Annotated in this window: 17 protein-coding genes; 10 read left to right on the top strand and 7 right to left on the bottom strand. The window is 56.0% G+C overall.

Annotation, left to right across the window (positions count from 1 at the left end):
• Window positions 1-3 precede the first annotated feature (3 nt).
• Window positions 4-591: a hypothetical protein gene (locus KQI65_10840; protein MCB2205235.1), complete on the top strand. Its 588-nt coding sequence runs from the start codon at window positions 4-6 to the stop codon at window positions 589-591.
• 20 nt (window positions 592-611) lie between these two features.
• On the opposite strand, the gene KQI65_10835 is transcribed toward KQI65_10840, so the two are convergent.
• From KQI65_10835 to KQI65_10825, 3 genes are read right to left on the bottom strand one after another with little or no spacing between them, the layout of a single operon-like run.
• Window positions 612-1,940 carry a glycosyltransferase gene (locus KQI65_10835; GenBank protein ID MCB2205234.1) on the bottom strand — a complete coding sequence of 443 codons (1,329 nt, stop codon included), beginning with the start codon at window positions 1,938-1,940 and terminating at the stop codon, window positions 612-614.
• Entirely contained in the window at window positions 1,937-3,067 is a 1,131-nt protein-coding gene (locus KQI65_10830) for an NADH-dependent flavin oxidoreductase (protein ID MCB2205233.1), read from the bottom strand. Before KQI65_10830 ends, KQI65_10835 begins: the two co-directional genes overlap by 4 nt.
• A 26-nt stretch (window positions 3,068-3,093) precedes the next feature.
• Window positions 3,094-4,161, bottom strand: a complete 1,068-nt coding sequence (locus KQI65_10825) for a flippase-like domain-containing protein (protein MCB2205232.1) — start codon at window positions 4,159-4,161, stop codon at window positions 3,094-3,096.
• 347 nt (window positions 4,162-4,508) lie between these two features.
• Here KQI65_10825 and KQI65_10820 point away from each other — a divergent pair, with 347 nt between their 5' ends.
• The 5 genes from KQI65_10820 to KQI65_10800 all read left to right on the top strand — a co-directional run bounded on the left by KQI65_10820 (window position 4,509) and on the right by KQI65_10800 (window position 8,698).
• Window positions 4,509-6,065, top strand: a complete 1,557-nt coding sequence (locus KQI65_10820) for an acyl-CoA carboxylase subunit beta (GenBank protein MCB2205231.1) — start codon at window positions 4,509-4,511, stop codon at window positions 6,063-6,065.
• 8 nt (window positions 6,066-6,073) lie between these two features.
• Window positions 6,074-6,538 (top strand): OadG family protein, encoded by a 465-nt coding sequence (locus tag KQI65_10815; GenBank protein ID MCB2205230.1) that lies wholly within the window; start codon window positions 6,074-6,076, stop codon window positions 6,536-6,538.
• Window positions 6,539-6,555: 17 nt separating this feature from the next.
• On the top strand, window positions 6,556-6,999 hold the full coding sequence (locus tag KQI65_10810; protein MCB2205229.1) for a biotin/lipoyl-binding protein: 444 nt from the start codon (window positions 6,556-6,558) through the stop codon (window positions 6,997-6,999).
• A 5-nt stretch (window positions 7,000-7,004) separates the two neighbouring features.
• The gene (locus KQI65_10805) at window positions 7,005-8,141 is read left to right on the top strand and encodes a sodium ion-translocating decarboxylase subunit beta (GenBank protein MCB2205228.1); all 1,137 of its coding nucleotides are present in this window, start codon (window positions 7,005-7,007) and stop codon (window positions 8,139-8,141) included.
• A 119-nt stretch (window positions 8,142-8,260) separates the two neighbouring features.
• Window positions 8,261-8,698, top strand: coding sequence for a CBS domain-containing protein (locus KQI65_10800; GenBank protein MCB2205227.1), 438 nt, complete (start codon window positions 8,261-8,263; stop codon window positions 8,696-8,698).
• Between the two features lie 38 nt (window positions 8,699-8,736).
• On the opposite strand, the gene KQI65_10795 is transcribed toward KQI65_10800, so the two are convergent.
• From KQI65_10795 to KQI65_10785, 3 genes are all read right to left on the bottom strand, one after another.
• Window positions 8,737-9,966, bottom strand: a complete 1,230-nt coding sequence (locus KQI65_10795) for a peptidoglycan DD-metalloendopeptidase family protein (GenBank protein ID MCB2205226.1) — start codon at window positions 9,964-9,966, stop codon at window positions 8,737-8,739.
• Window positions 9,967-10,085: 119 nt separating this feature from the next.
• Entirely contained in the window at window positions 10,086-10,859 is a 774-nt protein-coding gene (locus KQI65_10790) for a DUF4292 domain-containing protein (protein MCB2205225.1), read from the bottom strand.
• Window positions 10,860-10,878: 19 nt separating this feature from the next.
• On the bottom strand, window positions 10,879-11,877 hold the full coding sequence (locus tag KQI65_10785) for a tetratricopeptide repeat protein (protein MCB2205224.1): 999 nt from the start codon (window positions 11,875-11,877) through the stop codon (window positions 10,879-10,881).
• A gap of 505 nt (window positions 11,878-12,382) precedes the next feature.
• Here KQI65_10785 and rplU point away from each other — a divergent pair.
• The 3 genes from rplU to KQI65_10770 all read left to right on the top strand — a co-directional run bounded on the left by rplU (window position 12,383) and on the right by KQI65_10770 (window position 13,958).
• Entirely contained in the window at window positions 12,383-12,694 is a 312-nt protein-coding gene (gene rplU / locus KQI65_10780) for a 50S ribosomal protein L21 (GenBank protein MCB2205223.1), read from the top strand.
• 20 nt (window positions 12,695-12,714) lie between these two features.
• Window positions 12,715-12,975, top strand: a complete 261-nt coding sequence (gene rpmA, locus KQI65_10775) for a 50S ribosomal protein L27 (GenBank protein ID MCB2205222.1) — start codon at window positions 12,715-12,717, stop codon at window positions 12,973-12,975.
• A 122-nt stretch (window positions 12,976-13,097) separates the two neighbouring features.
• On the top strand, window positions 13,098-13,958 hold the full coding sequence (locus KQI65_10770; protein ID MCB2205221.1) for a hypothetical protein: 861 nt from the start codon (window positions 13,098-13,100) through the stop codon (window positions 13,956-13,958).
• Window positions 13,959-14,372: 414 nt separating this feature from the next.
• Here the strand turns inward: KQI65_10770 and KQI65_10765 are convergent, their stop codons facing one another.
• Window positions 14,373-14,588, bottom strand: a complete 216-nt coding sequence (locus KQI65_10765) for a DUF2892 domain-containing protein (GenBank protein MCB2205220.1) — start codon at window positions 14,586-14,588, stop codon at window positions 14,373-14,375.
• Between the two features lie 233 nt (window positions 14,589-14,821).
• On the opposite strand from KQI65_10765, the gene KQI65_10760 reads away from it, so the two are divergent.
• Window positions 14,822-18,235 carry a T9SS type A sorting domain-containing protein gene (locus tag KQI65_10760; protein ID MCB2205219.1) on the top strand — a complete coding sequence of 1,138 codons (3,414 nt, stop codon included), beginning with the start codon at window positions 14,822-14,824 and terminating at the stop codon, window positions 18,233-18,235.
• Window positions 18,236-18,316: the final 81 nt, after the last annotated feature.

Genomic DNA, 18,316 nt, shown 5'->3' with positions numbered 1-18,316 from the left:
TTCATGCGAACAGTACTTGTCTGTTTTCTCTTGGCATTTGCCACGACCGCGCAGGCGCAGTTTCTGCCCGGACAGTTTGAAATAATGCTCAACGGTACCGTGGGTTCGGTATCGGAGTCAACGAGCTATCCATCGCCGAGCGGGGCGGAGGTCAATGCCGACGACTCCCATAGCTATGCCTACATCGCACTGACCCCGGGGTACTACCTGTTTCGCGGTGTCTCGGTGGAACTCGAACTCGGTCTGCGTGCCATCGAGGGCGGTCCCCCTGCGCAGAGCGTACTTGGCAACCTTTCCTACACGCATGCATTCAGGACATCGCCCGTCGCACTGTTCGCGCGGGCAGGTGGCGGTTTGTCCAACGGCATATCGTTGCCGACGTTTGTGGACCACATCCGCTACACCGAGGGCTTCGATGTGAGCGTACTGCAGGCAGGAGCCGGGATCAAGATTCGTACCGGACGCACCGGCATCATCCGTGTCGAGCTGCTGTACAGGCATCAGCAGTATGAGCTGGATTATTTCCTGACGACGGTAGACCACAACATCAATACGATTGCGTTGATGTTCGGTGTTGGACTGCTGCTGTAATTGTCGGCGGGGGAGGGTGGTCAGCCGCGTGTGTCCGGCTGCGTGCTGACTTCATCGAGAAGCGCCGCGAGGCGCTGCGTTACCGCTCGGCGTTCGAAGGTTTTGATACGGGCGTGGTCCTGTTCCGTACCGAGCCGGTCTTCTTTCCACTGCGTGTAGTAGTCGAGGAAAATCGCGGCGATCGCATCGATGTCATTCGAGCGCGCACTGCGGCCCGAGCGCGTCTCTTCGATGACGCGCGTGACGGCGCCTACCGGGGCGAGGGTGATGATGGGCTTGCCTGATCCCATATACTCGTAGACTTTGCCCGGGACGATTTCCTCATTTCCCTTGAAATCGTCAACCACCATGAGCAGGGCGTCGCTCTGGAAGAGATGGCGCACACTGTCGGCATGCGGCATGTAGTCATGTACAAGGATGCTGTCGCCGAGTTGCGGGTGCTCGAACATCGCGCGTACTTCGGCACCGAAGCGCCCGATAAACTGCAGTCGAATGTCCCCGGTTTTCACTTTTCCGCTTTCAACCAGACGCGCCACCGCGGCGAAAAACGTTTCCGGATTACGCTTGCCATACATCGACCCGGTGTAAGTGACGACAAATCGATCTTTCTCCACTACCTCGACCGAAGGGAAATCCGCACTGTCGAAACCATTCGGCAGATGATACACTTTGTCCAGGCTGATGTCCGGGTATTTCCCGGCAAAGTCTTTCGCGATGCCTTCCCAGGCGACTTCCATGCGATCACATTCCGAGAAAACGGATCGCTCGTAGGCGCGGTCAATCATGTCGGGCAGCCACCAGCGATTCGGGGCGGAAAGGAAGCCGCGCCAGGGATCACGGAAGCCCGCGATCCAGGGCAATCCGGTTTTTCGCTTCAGATTGCGAGCGATCATCGAACAGCTGTACGGGGGAGAGGATGAGTAGATGGCCTGGATATTGTGCTTCTCGATGATTTCCAATCCCTGCTTCACGCCGGGACGAATCCATCCCATGCGGGCGTCCGGGATGAAAAAGGTGGCACGGACGAATTCCGCGAGTCCCTCCTTGAGTGAACGTTTCTCTCCCGGTTTGGGGATGGTGTTGACATCCACCGGCGTCCCGCTCTTTTTGCCCGTGAATGCACGGTAGAATGTATACGGCTCGAAAATGGGCGTGCGGTATACAACCGCTTCTGCGGGAATTTCATTGAGCAGCGATTCGTCGCGTGCGGGGTAATCGGCATCCTTCACCGTGAGGATGATCGGGCGCCACCCGTATTGCAGGAGGTAGGTGCAGAACTTGAGAACACGCTGCACACCGGGTCCCCCCGAAGGCGGGAAATAGTACGTCACCACCAGGACGTTTTTCATGACCGCTGCTCCTGTTCTTCCTCGACGGGCAGCCAGCCCTGGCGGGCGAGAAGCTTGTGGTAAAGCGGTACAGGGAGTGTGAGCGCCTCCGCACCTCCCGTGCGCGGCAGTGTCATGCGGATTTCCTCGCTCCGCCCGGTCTCCACTTTCTCAACCCACTGCGGATCCATGAGCAGAATGCGTCCGAGCGCAACAGCGGCGCAACCGTCCTTCAGCATAAATACGGCGTCGTCCGGGTGGTAGACGAGTCCCACGCCGATCACCGGCATGCGACCATTGACGCGATCAATGATACAGCGGGTGGGACGTTGGGTGTCGTTCGAACAGAGCGAGCCCGCGACATAGCTGCGCACCGAAACGTGCAACCAGTCCATCGGCAGGTCCGCCAGCCGGTCGACGAGTTCGAGAGTGTCTTCAAGGCGGATGCCCGGTTCCTCTATCTCCTCAGGCGAGATGCGATATCCTACGGCGAAGGGACGCTGCGCCTCACCTGCTGCCATGAGCACGGCCTCGGCGACGGCGAGCGGAAAGCGCATGCGCTTTTCCAGCGTACCGCCCCAACCGTCATGGCGTCTGTTGGAATGCGGGGAGAAAAACTGCTGCAGCAGGTAAGTATTGGCGCCGTGGATTTCCACGCCGTCATACCCGGCGGCGATCGCGCGGCGGGTGGCATCGGCGAAGGCTGCGATGGTCGCGAGGATTTCCTCCTCGGTCATGGGACGCGGGCGGTCGGCGCCCGGACGCTCCGCCGGTTCGGCGGAAGCGGAGACAGGCTGTCCGGGAAGCAGCGACGCGGGACACATGCGTCCCCCGTGATGAATCTGCAGTACGGGGCTCGCCCCCGCTTCGCGGATGGTATCTGCGGCGGCACGCAGCGACGGCAGCTTGTCGTCGTCATCGCAGCCCCACTGTCCTTCAAACGCCTTGCCCATGCGCTGCACATAGCAGGCGGCAGTCATGACCATGCCGGGTCCCGCCGAACGCAGACGCAGGTACGCAAGCTCATCGTCATGAATCATGCCATCGTCATGCGACGACCAGGTTGTCATCGGCGCCATGATGAGACGATTGCGGATTTCAAGACCGGACCGGAAACTGAGCCGGTCGAACAGTGTGGGATACTGCATGGAGTTCGCTGGAGATTGTGACAGAACTAACTTTCGCTTCGTGCGCGTACCAGCGTGGAGAAGGAGAGTCCCCGCGTGGTGAGATAATAAATGCCCAGGATAATCGGCACGAGGTAGTTGACAAAATGTGTGAGCGTGGCGTAGGCCACGGCATCGGCCTCGGTGAAATTCACGAATTTCATCAGTGCGATGCGTGCGGTGACGTGGAAGACGCCGAAGGCGCCCGGTGTGGGAGCAACGGCATACCCGAGTGCGGTGATGGCCCAGATTTCGAGGGCGGCGAAGAGACTGACTTCCGGGTTGGACCCGCTGTCGAATGCAAAAAACATCATGTACAGCGGGATCATGTAGAGGAAATACATGACCGCGGTCTGAACGATGACGATAAGCAGTTGGCGTATCGATTTGATCGCGCCGAAACCGAGCTGCAGTTTGCGGAACAGGTCGAGAATGCCGTCCCGCAGTGAACCCAGTTTCGCAATCCCGAATCGATCGGCCGCCCAGCGCAGGGGCGATGTGAACGTTTCAGCCATCCAGAGTCCCGCCTGGCTCGGTGCGATCACAATGAAGACGATACCGAGCATGATGGCCATATAGAGGATGGGGCGAATGACGTCGGCGCGCACGCCGATCTCCTCGAAGCCGTCGAACATGTGGTCGTCAAAGAACATGATGCTTGCGATCAGCAGCAGCAGCGCGACAGTATCAATGAAACGTTCGACAATGATGCTGCCCAGCAGCGAACTGTACGTCGTGCTTTCCTCTTCCTGATCCGTGAACCAGGGACGCATGAACTCGCCGCTGCGCGGGATGAGGTTGTTCATGAAGTACCCGATCATCACGCCACCGAAAAGATTCCCCATGCGCACCTTCGGGTGAATGTACTCCAGAATCACTTTCCAGCGCCAGGCTCTGGTCAGGTGCGACAGGACAATGGGAATGACGATGAGCAGGGCGTACCAGTAATTCGCGGTGCGAAAACTGCGGGCCAGCTCCCCGAAATCCACTTTCCAGATGGAGAAATAAATCGAGAACGCGACGATCAGAAAGGTGATCGTCACTTTGAGGATGGAAACGAGACGCTGCCTCTTCATGCTTCCCGTATGTTGAGAAGTGATAACATCAGCGAAATATACGCAAATTCGCGCTTCTCCCTGCATTAATTCTCCGTGATCGCAGTCTGCGCATGCTACCGCGATTCGTGAATGTCTGCACGCATATCCCTGAAAAATCAGTCCCCGGTCCGGGATTTTATGCAGAAACTGCATAAAACTTCGCATCTGATTGCACATCCGCAGCAGTTGTGGTTGGAAGTGAAGCGGCAAATCGATAATTTTGTAACAATTGGGAGTTTTGAAACGACATATTGGCACAAACGGAAGCGGGTTTGCCCCGATCCTGTGCATAGAGCATTAAACATCGTCGCAAGGACGCTATTATCATGGCAATCGAAGACAAGATCAAGGAACTCCTCGAGAAGCGAGAGCAGGCCCGTATGGGCGGTGGAGAAAAGCGCATCGAGTCGCAGCACGCCAAGGGCAAGCTGACCGCGCGCGAGCGGCTCGAGCTTCTGCTCGATGACGGCAGTTTCGAGGAATTCGACATGTTTGTCAGCCATCGCTGCATTGATTTCGGTCTCGAAAACGAGGCCTATCTTTCTGACGGCGTGGTGACGGGATACGGCACGATTGACGGCCGGCTCGTCTATGTATTTTCCCAGGATTTTACGGTATTCGGCGGATCGCTTTCCGAGATGTATGCGCGGAAGATCTGCAAGATCATGGACATGGCAATGAAGGCGGGTGCCCCCGTCATCGGACTCAACGATTCAGGTGGGGCGCGTATTCAGGAGGGTGTCAAGAGCCTCGGCGGTTACGCCGACATTTTTGAGCGCAACATTCTTTCCTCCGGTGTGATCCCGCAGATCTCCGGGGTGTTCGGTCCCTGTGCCGGCGGTGCGGTGTATTCTCCGGCCATCACGGACTTCATCCTCATGACGCGGGAAACGAGCTACATGTTCGTGACGGGACCGAAGGTCGTCAAATCCGTGACCAACGAGGAAGTCACCACCGAGCAGCTCGGCGGTGCGAGCATACACACCACGAAATCCGGTGTGGCACACTTCGCCTGCGAAAACGACGAGGAACAGATCTCGCTCATCCGTAAACTCTTCAGCTTCATTCCGCAGAACAATATGGAAGAGACGCCGCGGCTGGAGAGCAATGACCCGATCGACAGGCTGGAGGATGCACTCAACTATATTATTCCCGATAACCCGAACAAGCCATATGACATCAAGGATGTGATTCATGCGGTGGTGGACAACGGGGAATTTCTGGAAGTGCAGCGGCATTATGCGCCGAATCTCATGGTGGGCTTTGCCCGTTTCGACGGTCAGTCGGTGGGTATCGTCGCCAATCAGCCCAGCTATCTTGCGGGTGTGCTCGATATCAACTGTTCAAAAAAGGGTGCGCGTTTCATTCGCTTCTGCGACGCGTTCAATATCCCTATCGTCACACTCGTCGACGTCCCCGGTTTTCTCCCCGGCACGGCGCAGGAATACGGCGGCATCATCACCAACGGTGCGAAGCTGCTTTTCGCGTACGGCGAAGCCACGGTGCCGAAAGTCACCATCATCCTGCGCAAAGCCTACGGTGGTGCCTACGACGTGATGGGCTCCAAGCATCTGCGCGGTGATCTGAACTACGCCTGGCCAACAGCGGAGATTGCCGTCATGGGTCCCCGGGGCGCCATCGAGGTGCTGTACGGCAGGGAGCTGTCGAAAAAAGACTCCGAAGCGCGCGGACAATTCATTTCCATGATGGAGGATGAGTACCGCAAGAAATTCGCGACGCCGTATGTGGCCGCGAAGTACGGGTACATCGATGATGTCATCGAGCCGCGCAATACGCGTTTCCGCATCATCCGCGCTCTGCAGAGTCTGAGTACAAAGCGGGATTCGCTCCCGATGAAAAAACACAGCAATATTCCGATGTAGGGGGAGTGATGCCGGCACAGAATGCACTCAGCGCTGCGATGGCGCCACAGGTCAGCGATACACTTGTCCAGGCCAGTGATACACTGGTCCAGGCCGGTGATACGCTGACATCGTGGGGCCGCACGGGAATGGACAGCATTCTCGCCGGGGATGGCATCATGATTGCCATCGTCGGTGTGATCGTGGTCTTTATTTCCCTGACCATCATCTCTCTCCTGATACGCTTCCTCAAAGTCATTGCATCAAGGAAAAAACGCACACCTGAAGCATCGAAGGAGGTGCCTGTGCGGAACGGCGTTTCCGGCGAAGTTGTCGCCGCCATCGCTACGGCACTTGAGCAACACCTCTTTGAACTGCATGACGAAGAACGCACCATCATCACGATAAAGAAGATCTCACGCCCGTACTCTCCGTGGAGTTCGAAACTGTACGGCATGACACCTTCCCCTTTCACACAGAAATCCAAACGCTGACCGAGGTAGCAGGAATAATGGATTCCAATCGCAAATTCACCATGAAGATTCACGGCAATGACTACGCCGTGGAGATAAAAAAAGTCGATGAAGGTGTCGCGTCCGTTGACGTCAATGGCACCGTGTACGAAGTGCAGTACGAGGCGGAGCGTCGCGTGAGCAAGACGCCGACACTGGTCCGCAAACCAGTGTACCACACCGAATCGGAGCGTCCGCGCAAAACGTCCGCACCCGATGCCGCCAAGGGCACACTCATCAAAGCGCCTCTGCCGGGTGTCATTCTCGAGATCAAGGTCAAGGAAGGCGACACCGTCAAAGCGGGTGACGTCCTCATGGTCATGGAAGCCATGAAGATGGAAAACAATATCGCGGCGCCCGGTGACGGCACCGTGTCTGCACTCAAGGTCGCGAAAGGCGACAACGTGCTTGAAGGCGACCCGCTGGTCGAAATCGGAGGGTAGCCGCAATGGATGGATTTTTTCATTTCCTCTCATACAGTGGCTTCGCCAATCTGACCATCGGTCACGTGGTGATGCTGGCGGTGGGACTCTTTTTCATTTACATCGCCATCAAAAAAGACTATGAGCCCCTGCTGCTCGTCCCAATCGGTTTCGGTATCATTCTCGGCAACATTCCCTTTCTCGAAAATGTCGGTCTGCAGATCGGGATTTACGAAGAGGGGAGCGTGCTCAATTACCTTTACTATGGTGTCGTCAAGGGTATCTATCCTCCGCTCATTTTTCTCGGTATCGGGGCGATGACGGATTTTTCCGCCATGCTCTCCAACCCGAAGCTCGTACTGCTGGGTGCCGCCGCGCAGATCGGTATTTTCCTCACCCTGCTCGGGGCGCTTGCGCTCGGATTTGATCCGCTCGAAGCCGGTGCCATCGGCATTATTGGAGGAGCTGACGGTCCGACGGCAATTTTCATCGCCTCCAAGCTCGCGCCGCATCTGATCGGTGCCATCGCCATTGCTGCGTATTCGTATATGGGACTCGTCCCGATCATCCAGCCTCCCATCATGCGTCTGCTCACGACGAAAAAGGAACGCGTGATTCGCATGAAGCCGCCGCGCGCCGTTTCGCGCAAGGAAAAGATCATGTTTCCCATCATCGGTTTTATCGTCACGACGTTCATTTCTCCCGGAGCGCTGCCTCTGCTCGGTATGCTGTTCTTCGGGAACGTGCTCAAGGAGAGTGGCGTCACGAAGCGCCTGATGGAAACCGCGCGCAATCCGCTGATTGACATCGTCACCATTCTGCTCGGTGTCACCGTCGGCGCTTCCACGCAGGCGACGACCTTCCTCAACTCGCAGTCCATTCTCATTTTCGCGCTGGGGGCCGGATCGTTCGCCGTCGCCACGGCCTGCGGTGTGCTGTTCGCGAAATTCATGAATCTCTTCCTGAAGGAAGGCAACAAGATCAATCCCCTCATCGGTGCGGCCGGCGTTTCGGCGGTACCGGATTCCGCCCGTGTCTGTCATAACATCGGACTCGAATATGACAAGAGCAATTACCTGCTGATGCATGCAATGGGACCGAATGTCGCGGGCGTCATCGGATCGGCCGTTGCCGCAGGTATTCTCATCTCCTTCCTGCTCTGATCGCTTTACTCGTATTCTGTTTTCGCAGGGTCCCCTTTCGGGGACCTTGCGTTTTCAGCCTCCAATCCCTATTCTGTATTGGCAAATCCGCATATATACTCGTTCGAGGAGACCCTTCCATGAAACTCAGAGATATTGTGAAGGCCAAGGGATCAACCGTGTTCAGCATACATCCGGAGAAATCCGTCAAGGATGCGATACATATGCTCATACAGTACAACATCGGTTCACTGCTCGTGGTCGACGGAGCTCGTCCCGTTGGGATTTTTACGGAACGTGATTCCCTGCGTGTCTGTGCCGTGCAGGCCGAGCGCCTTGCTGAAGTACTCGTCAGTGATGCCATGACAACAAACCTCATCATCGGGCAGCTTGATGATGAAGTCGAGGAGGTAATGAGCATCATGACGGAAAAACGAATCCGCCACCTCCCGGTGATGGAAGACGATCATGTCGCAGGAATGATATCCATCGGTGACCTCGTCAAATCGGAACACGACGAAAAGGATGTCACCATCCATTACCTGAAAGATTATATCACGGGAAATGATATGCGCTGAGGTGTGATCGCAGTTGATGTTCCCTGAAATATTCTGCGTCAGCGCTTCGTCAGCCAGGAGATGGGATCCTGCTTGACCTTCTCGTACCAGAGCTCGAAATGCAGGACAGGACCGGAAATGCCTTCGCCGCTTTTTCCGATTACCTGTCCTGCTTTCACTTTCTGGTCCTCTCGCACGATGAACTCTGACAGGTGCGCGTACACGGTGAAGAATCCATCATCATGCCGGACGATGACGAGGTTTCCGTAGCCGGGAAGGAAGCGTACAATGGTGACGACACCGTCGGCCACGGAGCGTACCTGGCTGCCGTGAGGGACAGAGATGTCGATGCCGGGACTGTCTGAAACCGTTCCCCACCGGGGATTGGTGTGTTTTCCGAAATACCCCACAACCGCGCCTTTCGAGACCGGCCAGGGCAGACGTCCCCGCAGCTTTCCGAACGCCGTGTTCGAAATCGGTTTACTCGGCAGCGCGGCGATGTCCGTACTCGCTTTGCTCCCGCTCTTCTTCCTGTTCGCTTCCGCCAGGCGGCGACGTTCACGGTCGATCAGATCTGCAATGACACGCTCCACCTTCCGTGCGGCGGCCTGCTTCTGCTTGAGCCGCTTTTCATACGACTGTCTGTCCTGCCGCACTTTCCGCAGCAGCGACTTGTGCTTGAGTACCTTGTTCTTGAGCGCACCCTCCTCGACGCGCTTCTCGGTAATCGCCGCCTTCTGCTCCTTCAGCTTCTCCTCCAGCAGCAGTTTCTGCATCTCGATTTTTTCCTGCCGCCGGCGGATTTCCCGCGCGTTGCCACGCTGCCGCTCACTGTAGGCCTTGAGATATTTTGCACGGATGAACATCTCGTTGATCGAACGCGACGAGAGCAGCAGCTCGGTGTCATGCGTGCGTCCCTGTTTGTACATGTTCACAATGGTGCGCGTGTACTCCTTTTTGAGTCGCTTGAGCTCCTTCTGCGCCGTCGCCAGGTTCAGCTGTGCAATCGCAATCTCTTTCTGGTTCTCAAGAATCTCTTCCGAAAGACGCGACAGCAGGGAGCGGATCAGCGAGGTCTGCTTGTCGTAGTCATCCAGCCGCTGCAGCGCCCCCCGTTCCTGTTTCTCGCTTTCCTTGATGCGCGTTTCATACCGCTCGATCTCACTGCGGAGTTTTTTAAGTTCAGCCTGTTTTTTCTTCACGCTCTGTGTCAATAGCGTGCCCGTACCCGCCGCAAAAAGCAGCGCGACGGCGAGCGCAAGAAAAACATGGCGTGAATTCACGGTCATACGCTGTACAGAGTTCGTCCGATTGCAAAAAACTTACGGATTTCGCAATGGAAAACCAATTGAAATACAGCGAGTTATGGGCGTTCTATCAGGCTGTGGTTGAAAAGGACGCCGCAAGTCTAGAAGGATATTTTCCTTGCCGAAGGCGGATAGGAGAAGGAGAACTCGATGGGGAGGTCATTGATATTCTGGGAATCGTAGACCAGGGAGAAGCTCTCATCGAGGTCGGGGCGGGAAATCATGACAATTTGCGGCAGATGCATGCCCGATTTTTTTCGGAAGTCGCGGAAGGTGATATCCTCGAGGATGCTGCCGCTGTGGTCGCGCCGGGTGAAGCGCTGTACCGCGATGTAATCGAGATCAATGACGTAGGTGAGTGTCCCTTCCGCCGTATCCCAGCGCATCGTATAGCTGCTGCCGTCAAGAGCGGTCTCGGGTTTGCCGCGGGGCGGAACGAGGTCGAAGCCGACGGTGCCGGTGAGGATGTCGAGAAAATCATTGAACTTCAGCGAAAGGCGCAGCACCCGCTTGAGATTCCGCAGCGTGGTCTGTCCTTCGGTCAGCGTGTTTTCAATCCCGTTGTACACCTGGAACGAGCGTTGCGTAACCATGGCCCGGACGAAGGTCATGCCGAAGGGACCGGAGATTTCTATCTGCATGCTGTCGGGTTTCAGGATGCTCAGATTGATTGCGCCGCTGTTGGCGAACTCCGGAGTATCCACCGAGATTTTCCCATAGCCTTCGAGTGCGTGCAGTTCGGCATTGCGTGCTTCGACGAGACGCATGACTTCGGCCGGATCGATGGGCTTGGTGGTATCGATGGCTGGCGTACCGGCGCAGCCGGCAAGGAGGATTGTGAGGAGAAGAACGGGGAAGAGACGGGAAACAGGCATGCGTTCGTCAGGAAACTATTCAGGGTTGATGGTTCATTTTTTCGACGGTATCGCGCAGTGCTTCATTCGAGGGATCCAACCGCAGAGCTTCTTCGAGCGCCTTTTTCGCGCGATTGTGATCTCCGAGCACTCCGTATACGTGTCCGAGCAGTGTATATGTTTCAGCGCTGGCCTCGCCACGGTCGACGACGCCGCTGAGCAGTGAGATTGCTTTTTCGTAGCGCTCTCTTGATATCAGGGCGCGCGCAAGGACGGAGACGGCCTCCCGGTTGTCCGGTGCCAGTCGCAGAACTTCCTCGAACGAAACGATGGCGTCGTCGATTGCGCCCTCGTTGAAAAGCACGGCGCCGCGAAACCAGAGGGGACGCCAGTCTTTCGGGAAGCTTGCATGCAGCGTGTCGAATACTGCGATCGCGCGCGTGACATCCCTGTGCTCTTCGAGGGATTTCTGAAAATACAGTTTGCCGATCTGGAGGCGGTCTTCGTGCCCGATGGCGCTGTCTCCGGCAAGGGGATAGAGCAGATCGGAGGCGGAGTCCCAGTTGCCGGCTTTCATGAGTGATTCGGCAAGCATGAGTGTGTAGCCATACTTCTGCGGGTTACGTTCCCGGAGCTTGCCATACAGAGCGGCGGCGCGCATGTACGCTCCCTGTTTCATATGGAGTCCCGCCGCAGCGTGCAGCACCTGCTCGTCCTCGGTACGCAGGAGTACCTGCTCGAAATACATGAGGGCGGAGTCGGGGCGTCCCGCGGCCATATACGCTTCACCAAGTAATTTCAGACGCCGCGTGCTGTCACTGCCCACCGCAAGTGCACTGCGAAGATGCGAAAGCGCGGTGACATGATCCTCCGTCGCGAGTGCGCAGCGTACGATGGCGTCGTGTATCGCGGCATCGTTGTCGAAACGCAGGGCGGTGGAATATGCGGTCAACGCCTTCCCGTACTCTTCGGCGTATTCGTGGAGAGCGCCGACAACAAAGGCGTTGAGCGCGACGTCCGTGCGCTTTTCGTCCGACAATGCCTTCCCGTCTTCAGCTTCAGATGCGGAATCGTCCGTGCTGAATACCTGCGCGGAAAGCGCGGGGGAAAGTACTATCAGGAGAAAAAGGAGATATATGAAGGTTCGGGTTCGCTGCCGTATCGTATTCACAAAAGGAAATATACGACCGGGGGCGCTGGCGGGACAAGGGGGAAAATTTATCGGCTGCACTGCAGGTGAATCCCTCTGCCCCGGACGCCCTCTGCCCCGGACGCCATCTGCCCGGGACGCCATCTGCCCGGGACGCCGTAAGTGCAGGGAGCGCCGCAGTGGCCGCTGGCCGGCTGTCCCTGCTGATAATTCAAGTGCTGCAGGACGATCAGCAGCCGAGCACGGGTCCCACCGGTGCACGGCTCTCCCGGCATTTCCCCGGATAATCGGGATTTCGCATCGAATTGAATTTCCCTATTGACTGTGAAAACGGATTTCGCTAAATTTCATATTCTTGAAGAGTGAAGAACACTTTTGAATAGAAGGATTAGAAATGTACGCGATTGTCAACATCAGCGGAAAACAGTTCAAGGTCACGACCGCGCAGAAGCTGTACGTCCCGCTGCTCGAAACCGAAGTCGGCGGCAAAGTGGAATTCGACGATGTGAAGCTGTTCTCCGATGACAGCGGTGTCGTTGTCGGTACCCCGTCGGTCGACGCCATGAAAGTGACTGCGACTGTGCTTGAGCACATGAAGGATGACAAAGTGGTCGTCTTCAAGAAAAAGCGCCGCAAAGGGTATCGTAAGCTGAACGGTCACCGTCAGCAGTTCACCCGCATCGAAATCGACAGTATCGAAAAATAATACAGCCCGAGGAGTTAGAAATGGCCCATAAAAAAGGACTCGGCAGTTCCCGCAATGGTCGCGACAGCAATCCCCAGTACCTGGGTGTCAAGGCCTTCGGCGGTGAGCATGTAACGGCGGGATCCATCATCGTGCGTCAGCGCGGTACCAAGTTCCATCCCGGCAACAATGTCAAGCGTGCCGGCGACGACAGCCTTTTCGCGCTCGTCGACGGAACGGTGACCTTTGAGCGCGTTGGCCGTGATCGCAAGCAGGTCAGCGTGTATCCGCCCGAGGCGTAAGCACAGGATTTTCTACCAGACCGTATGGAAAGGGATGTCGATATGACATCCCTTTTTTCGTATATTTTGCTCATTGGAACGGCAGTTCACAAACCAATCCACCACACAGGAGATTTCACGATATGATGAAACGTTGGACGCTACCGCTGTTGATGGTCGCCATGCTGCCGTCGCTGCTTTTCGTTGCGGGCTGCAGCGATGACGATGACAACCCCGCTGATCCCAACAAGGGATATGAGCAGGTGTATATTCGCCTGCACGCCGGTGACCAGTTTACCTATGACATGTGGGATCTCGACGAAAACAATCAGAAAATCGAATCGACCAAGGCCAAATACGAGATTAAATTCAATACCGGCTCCGGTAAAATCGGTATTTACAATGATTGGTTCTCACGCATCGGCGTGAACCGCGAGACCAATGAGCGCGACACGCTGTATGTGCGCACTGACGATTACACACGCGGCGACGGAAGTGCCTACACCCGGTCCATCATGGCCTATGGCTTCGTGTACGAAACCCTGCAGAAATTCATCGCGGAAGTGATGAAATTCGGAAACGTCGGTGTGCCGACCATTCCTGCGCAGACCTGGGATCAAATCGCGAAGTATTACGATGAGAACGGCGACGCACTCCAGCCGGGCGCGGAGTGGGATGTTGGCGATCCCAATGGTATTCCCATGAACTTCACGATCAGTGGACAGACGGTGTCGGTTGATGCTTCTATGAAAGGAAAGCTTGAGGCCAGGGAAGAAAAAGTCACGGCCAATGGCAAGGAGATCACAACCTGGAAAACGAGTATTACCGCGACATTCGACCTGCTCGGCTCAGTGAAACTCGAAACAAAACTCATCTTCTGGTTCTCGAACGATCCGGCAACCCAGGTCAAGTATGTCCAGGAAAGTGCAAGCACGACGATTCCACTCGTCAACCTCACTATCAATATTCCCGGACAGACACAGGAACTGGTGTCCTGGATCTGATCGTCTAAAAGCTTCCACGGAAGCTGGCACCGGCCACCTCGCCTGAGTCCGCGTATCCAGGACGCAAAAGACTGTTAACGAGAAAACCCCTGTTTTTACAGGGGTTTTCGCATATAAAAAAACAGGCCCGGTATTCCGGGCCCGTTCGCCTGATAGTGATGAGTGTATAGGGAGGTGGGAAGGAGTTATTCATGCAGCTGGGAAGCTGCATTCCCGATGATGCAGAAGGCTCTGCACCATCCACTCAGGATTAAAATGTGCAATAATCAAGCCAATTAGTAAAAAACTGTATTTTGGCCTGAATACTAATAAAACGCTAACACTATTGTTCGGAAACCGAACATATCGGGGCGTGTACTGTCCGGAAACCGAACGTGCTGTTTGGATCTGAGGCGGATATCGATGCTTTCCTCGTCAGCTCCGCGTGTCGTTGTCGGATGTGGCTTTGCGGGTCGACATACCAAGGACGGTATAGAGCGGACAGTAGTTGAAGGCGGCTGTCAGCAGTATCACGATGCCCAGCAGACCGATATAACGCAATCCGCCATCCAGAATGAAGAACAGTGCGATGAGAATGATTCCTGCGGCAATACGGATGATGCGGTCAGATGATCCGACGTTCAGTTTCATTGCTGTATATCCTCACGATTGATGAATCGGTTGTTCGGGGAAAACGCAGCGACCCGGGCTACGGGACGGGAGGCACGTTTCCTTCTATATGATAGGATGCCTGTTGAGGAAAAATGGTGCAGGGAGCGTCGACAGCAGACGCAGCCGTGCGCAAGTGCCGGATTCTCATTATATTGAATCCTGCTCAGATGAGTTACAGATTCCTTTGTCCTTCCCATCGCTCGGATCCTCTTATGAAATCTCCACTCCTACGTTTCCTCCCACTGTTTTTCATCCTTTTTCAGACGGCCGTTGCAGGACCCGGTGATACGCTTGTCGTACAGACCTTCACCTGGGAATGGCCTGTGAATTCCGGATGGAATTCGCCGAAGGAAGGATGGTTCGAATTTCCTTCAGGCGACGTGCAGTACGAGAAAATTCTCATGTACTACAAGCTGAAATGCGATCCGTCGCAGAATCCGGCATGCGGGGAGTGGGATTATCTCACGTATGCCCGTTTGTATGACCACACGGGTGTGTATGATTCCAACGAGGTGACGCATCCCAATTTCACGATCAACGGTGCGACACCGGATACTGTCGGCTATATGAATTCACCTTCCTGGCGATTCTATCCGCGTCTCGAGCAAAACATTGTCTACGATGACACGACGGACTTTGCCGCCTATCAGATCGGTGACGGGAGTGAAGTCATGGAAGCCTTCCGCGACGGCAGTCCGGACGGCAGCATGTACTTTCTCTGGACGCAGGAGGAAATGACCACGGCCGGAGTGGCGTTTGAGAATCTCACGGGACTCCGTTTCCAGGCAGGCGAAGGGGAAAGCAGCCGCTGCCGTCTGTCGGTGCGTCTGCGCCGCTATACCGCTGGCGTGTGGCAGGACAATACTCCCCTGCGCGATCTTGGCTGGGTCACTGTCTACGACGGCGCATACATGCTGGAGCCGAACGCCTGGAACGCCGTGCAGTTCATCCAGCCCTTCAGCTACTGGTCGGGTGATGTGCTCGTCGAAATTCGCTTTGATGACGTCGAAGGTGAGGGCGTGACCCTGCTCGCTTCGGACGCCGGTGAAGAACGCAGCTTCATATCGATGGAGACTGACGGACTGCTGTCGTTCGATGTCTACAGTCATGTCAACTGCGGCAACTTTCCGGAACTGAACGATACGCAGGCGTTCACACTGGAAGCATGGCTCAAGCCGGACATGCTGCGCAGCTGGTCGAATCTCATCATCCGCGGAGCGGGCAACGACAACCGGATTGGAATTCAGTTCAACGCTCCGGAAAGCGGACGCAGTGATGTGTACTGCCTCGTCGGGAATGGATCGAATTCGTATGGAAGGACGGAGAACCGTCCCATCAGCTACGGCGACTGGGTGCATATCGCGATGGTGTACGACGGAACGCAGAACACGCAGGACAGCCGTCTTCGTCTCTATCTCAACGGAGAGGAACAGAATCTTTCCTTCAACGGCACCATCCCGGCCTTCACGTCGGTCAATGACGCCGATCTCACAATATCTTCGCCAAAGGATCAGGCACTGACCGGACGCATGGATGCAGTGCGCATCTGGGGAGCAGCCCTGTCGGAATCCGAGGTCAGGGAGCACGCGTTCGCGCAGCTCAATGCCTCTGATCCGATGTTCGATCAGCTGCTTGCCGCATACAACTTCAACGAGGATAGCGGCGACATCGTCACGGATATGACCGGCAACCATGACGGACAGCTTATTGCTGCGCTGCGAGATGATTTCAATGGATGGCGGGTGAAGGGTTTCACCGCGCAGACGAACCGCCCGAACATCATGATCGAGCAGGGGACGTTCACTTCCCACGTCGAGGAAACGCTTGTCATCGATACGGTGGAGAACATGCCCCAACTGCTCGTGCTGTTTTCAGATACCACCCGCCCGACGATGCCGACCGACAGCATGTTTGTCTGGCCGCCATACTACTCCTATAATTTTGCGCCGGACGGAAGTATCATCGATTCGCAGCTCGTCTCTGTCGATTCATGGCTCTACCGGGAAGATTATTTTTACTATGATCCGTTCGAAATCATCGATCGGTATGAACTGGGTCGCTATATCACACCGTACGGCATCGGACTCGACCTGGGTGAAGGCTGGACGTGGGTGTATGATGTCACCGATTTTGCTCCGCTGCTGCGCGATTCCGTGCATCTGACGGCGGGCAATTTCCAGGAACTGCTCGACATGAAGTTCATCTTTATCGAAGGAACGCCCCCGCGCGACGTCCTCGGTATCGAGAACGTATGGCAGGGGACCTTCAGTCTTAAAACCTTCGAGACAGCTGTTCCCGCGCGTACCATACAGCTCAATCCCGAGGCAGAGATGTTCAAGCTGCGTACGACGGCCACGGGACATGATTTTGACAATGCGACGAACTGCGCGGAGTTCTGCCCGAAAATCCACAGCGTCAAAGTGAATGGTACGCAGCGCTGGAGCTGGCAGATCATCCAGGAATGTTCCACCAATCCGTTGTACCCGCAGGGTGGGACCTGGATTTATTCCCGCGCCGGTTGGTGTCCGGGGATGGAAGCGACGACGGAGGAATTCGACCTCACACCCTATATCAACGGCGATGAAGTCGAAATCGACTACGACAGTCAGTACGACGAATTCGGCCGCTACGTGTTTGAATCCCAGCTGGTTTCTTACGGTGCACCCAACCACCAGGTGGATGCGGCCGTCGACGCCATCATCGCGCCCAGCCGGGAAAACCTCAACAGGCGTTTCAATCCCACCTGCGGACAGCCGCGCATCGTGGTTCAGAACCGCGGAGAGCAGCCGCTCACCAGCATGTCCATCACCTACGGTCCCCGGGGTGGAAACAGTAACACGTACGAATGGACAGGCAGTCTGGAGTTCATGGAAAAGGAAACCGTCCTTCTTCCCGCTTTCGACTGGGGTGAATGGTCCGGTGAAAATATGTTTGACGTCAGGCTGACGGCCGTCAATGGTGGCAGCGACGAGTATGCGTACAACGACGCCCAGTACAGTTTCTTCGATCTGGTTCCCCGTTTCGACTCCAAGCTGGTGGTGCGTTTCAATACCAACAATGCGCCGAACGAAAACCGCTGGGAAGTGCTCGACAGTGACGGTTCAGCTGTCTACAGTCGCAGTGGTTTCTCCGCCGGAACCACGTATTACGACACACTTGACCTGGCGCCGGGCTGTTACGAAATCGTCCTTCACGATACGGGGCAGGATGGTATCAGCTGGTGGGCCAACAATGACGGCACCGGGTCGTTCCAGTTCCGTCTCGTCGGCGGGGGACTGTGGGACAGTGTGAACCCGGACTTCGGGAAGAACACCCGCTATCCCTTCCGCTACAGCAATCTGGTCGCCGTCGAGGATGTCCCAGTCCCGAAAGATGGCTTTACCCTGTATCCGAATCCTGCCAGCGAACAGCTGCATGTCGCATTCGACACACCGGAAGCAACCGCTCTCCATGTCGAGATCTACAACATGCTCGGTGAGTGCGTGTATCGCGGCAGTGAGCGTGAAGTTCATGGCAGCTTCAGTGAAGACATTTCCACCGCATCGCTGCGTGCCGGATCCTACGTCGCCGCGATCGTGGACGGAGCGCGTATCCTGCGCCGCATGAAATTCAGCATCGTGCACTGATGTTCTGAACAAGGAAAATACCGCGTGTCCTGGCGCCCGTCGCTGCAGGACACGCGGTTTTTCGTATTTACATTTCCCGCG

This window comes from bacterium (genome assembly GCA_020444325.1).
Lineage (GTDB): Bacteria > Bacteroidota > Ignavibacteria > SZUA-365 > SZUA-365 > BM516.
Note: the sequence above shows the minus strand (reverse complement) of the source record. Positions and strands in the feature narration are given on the sequence as shown.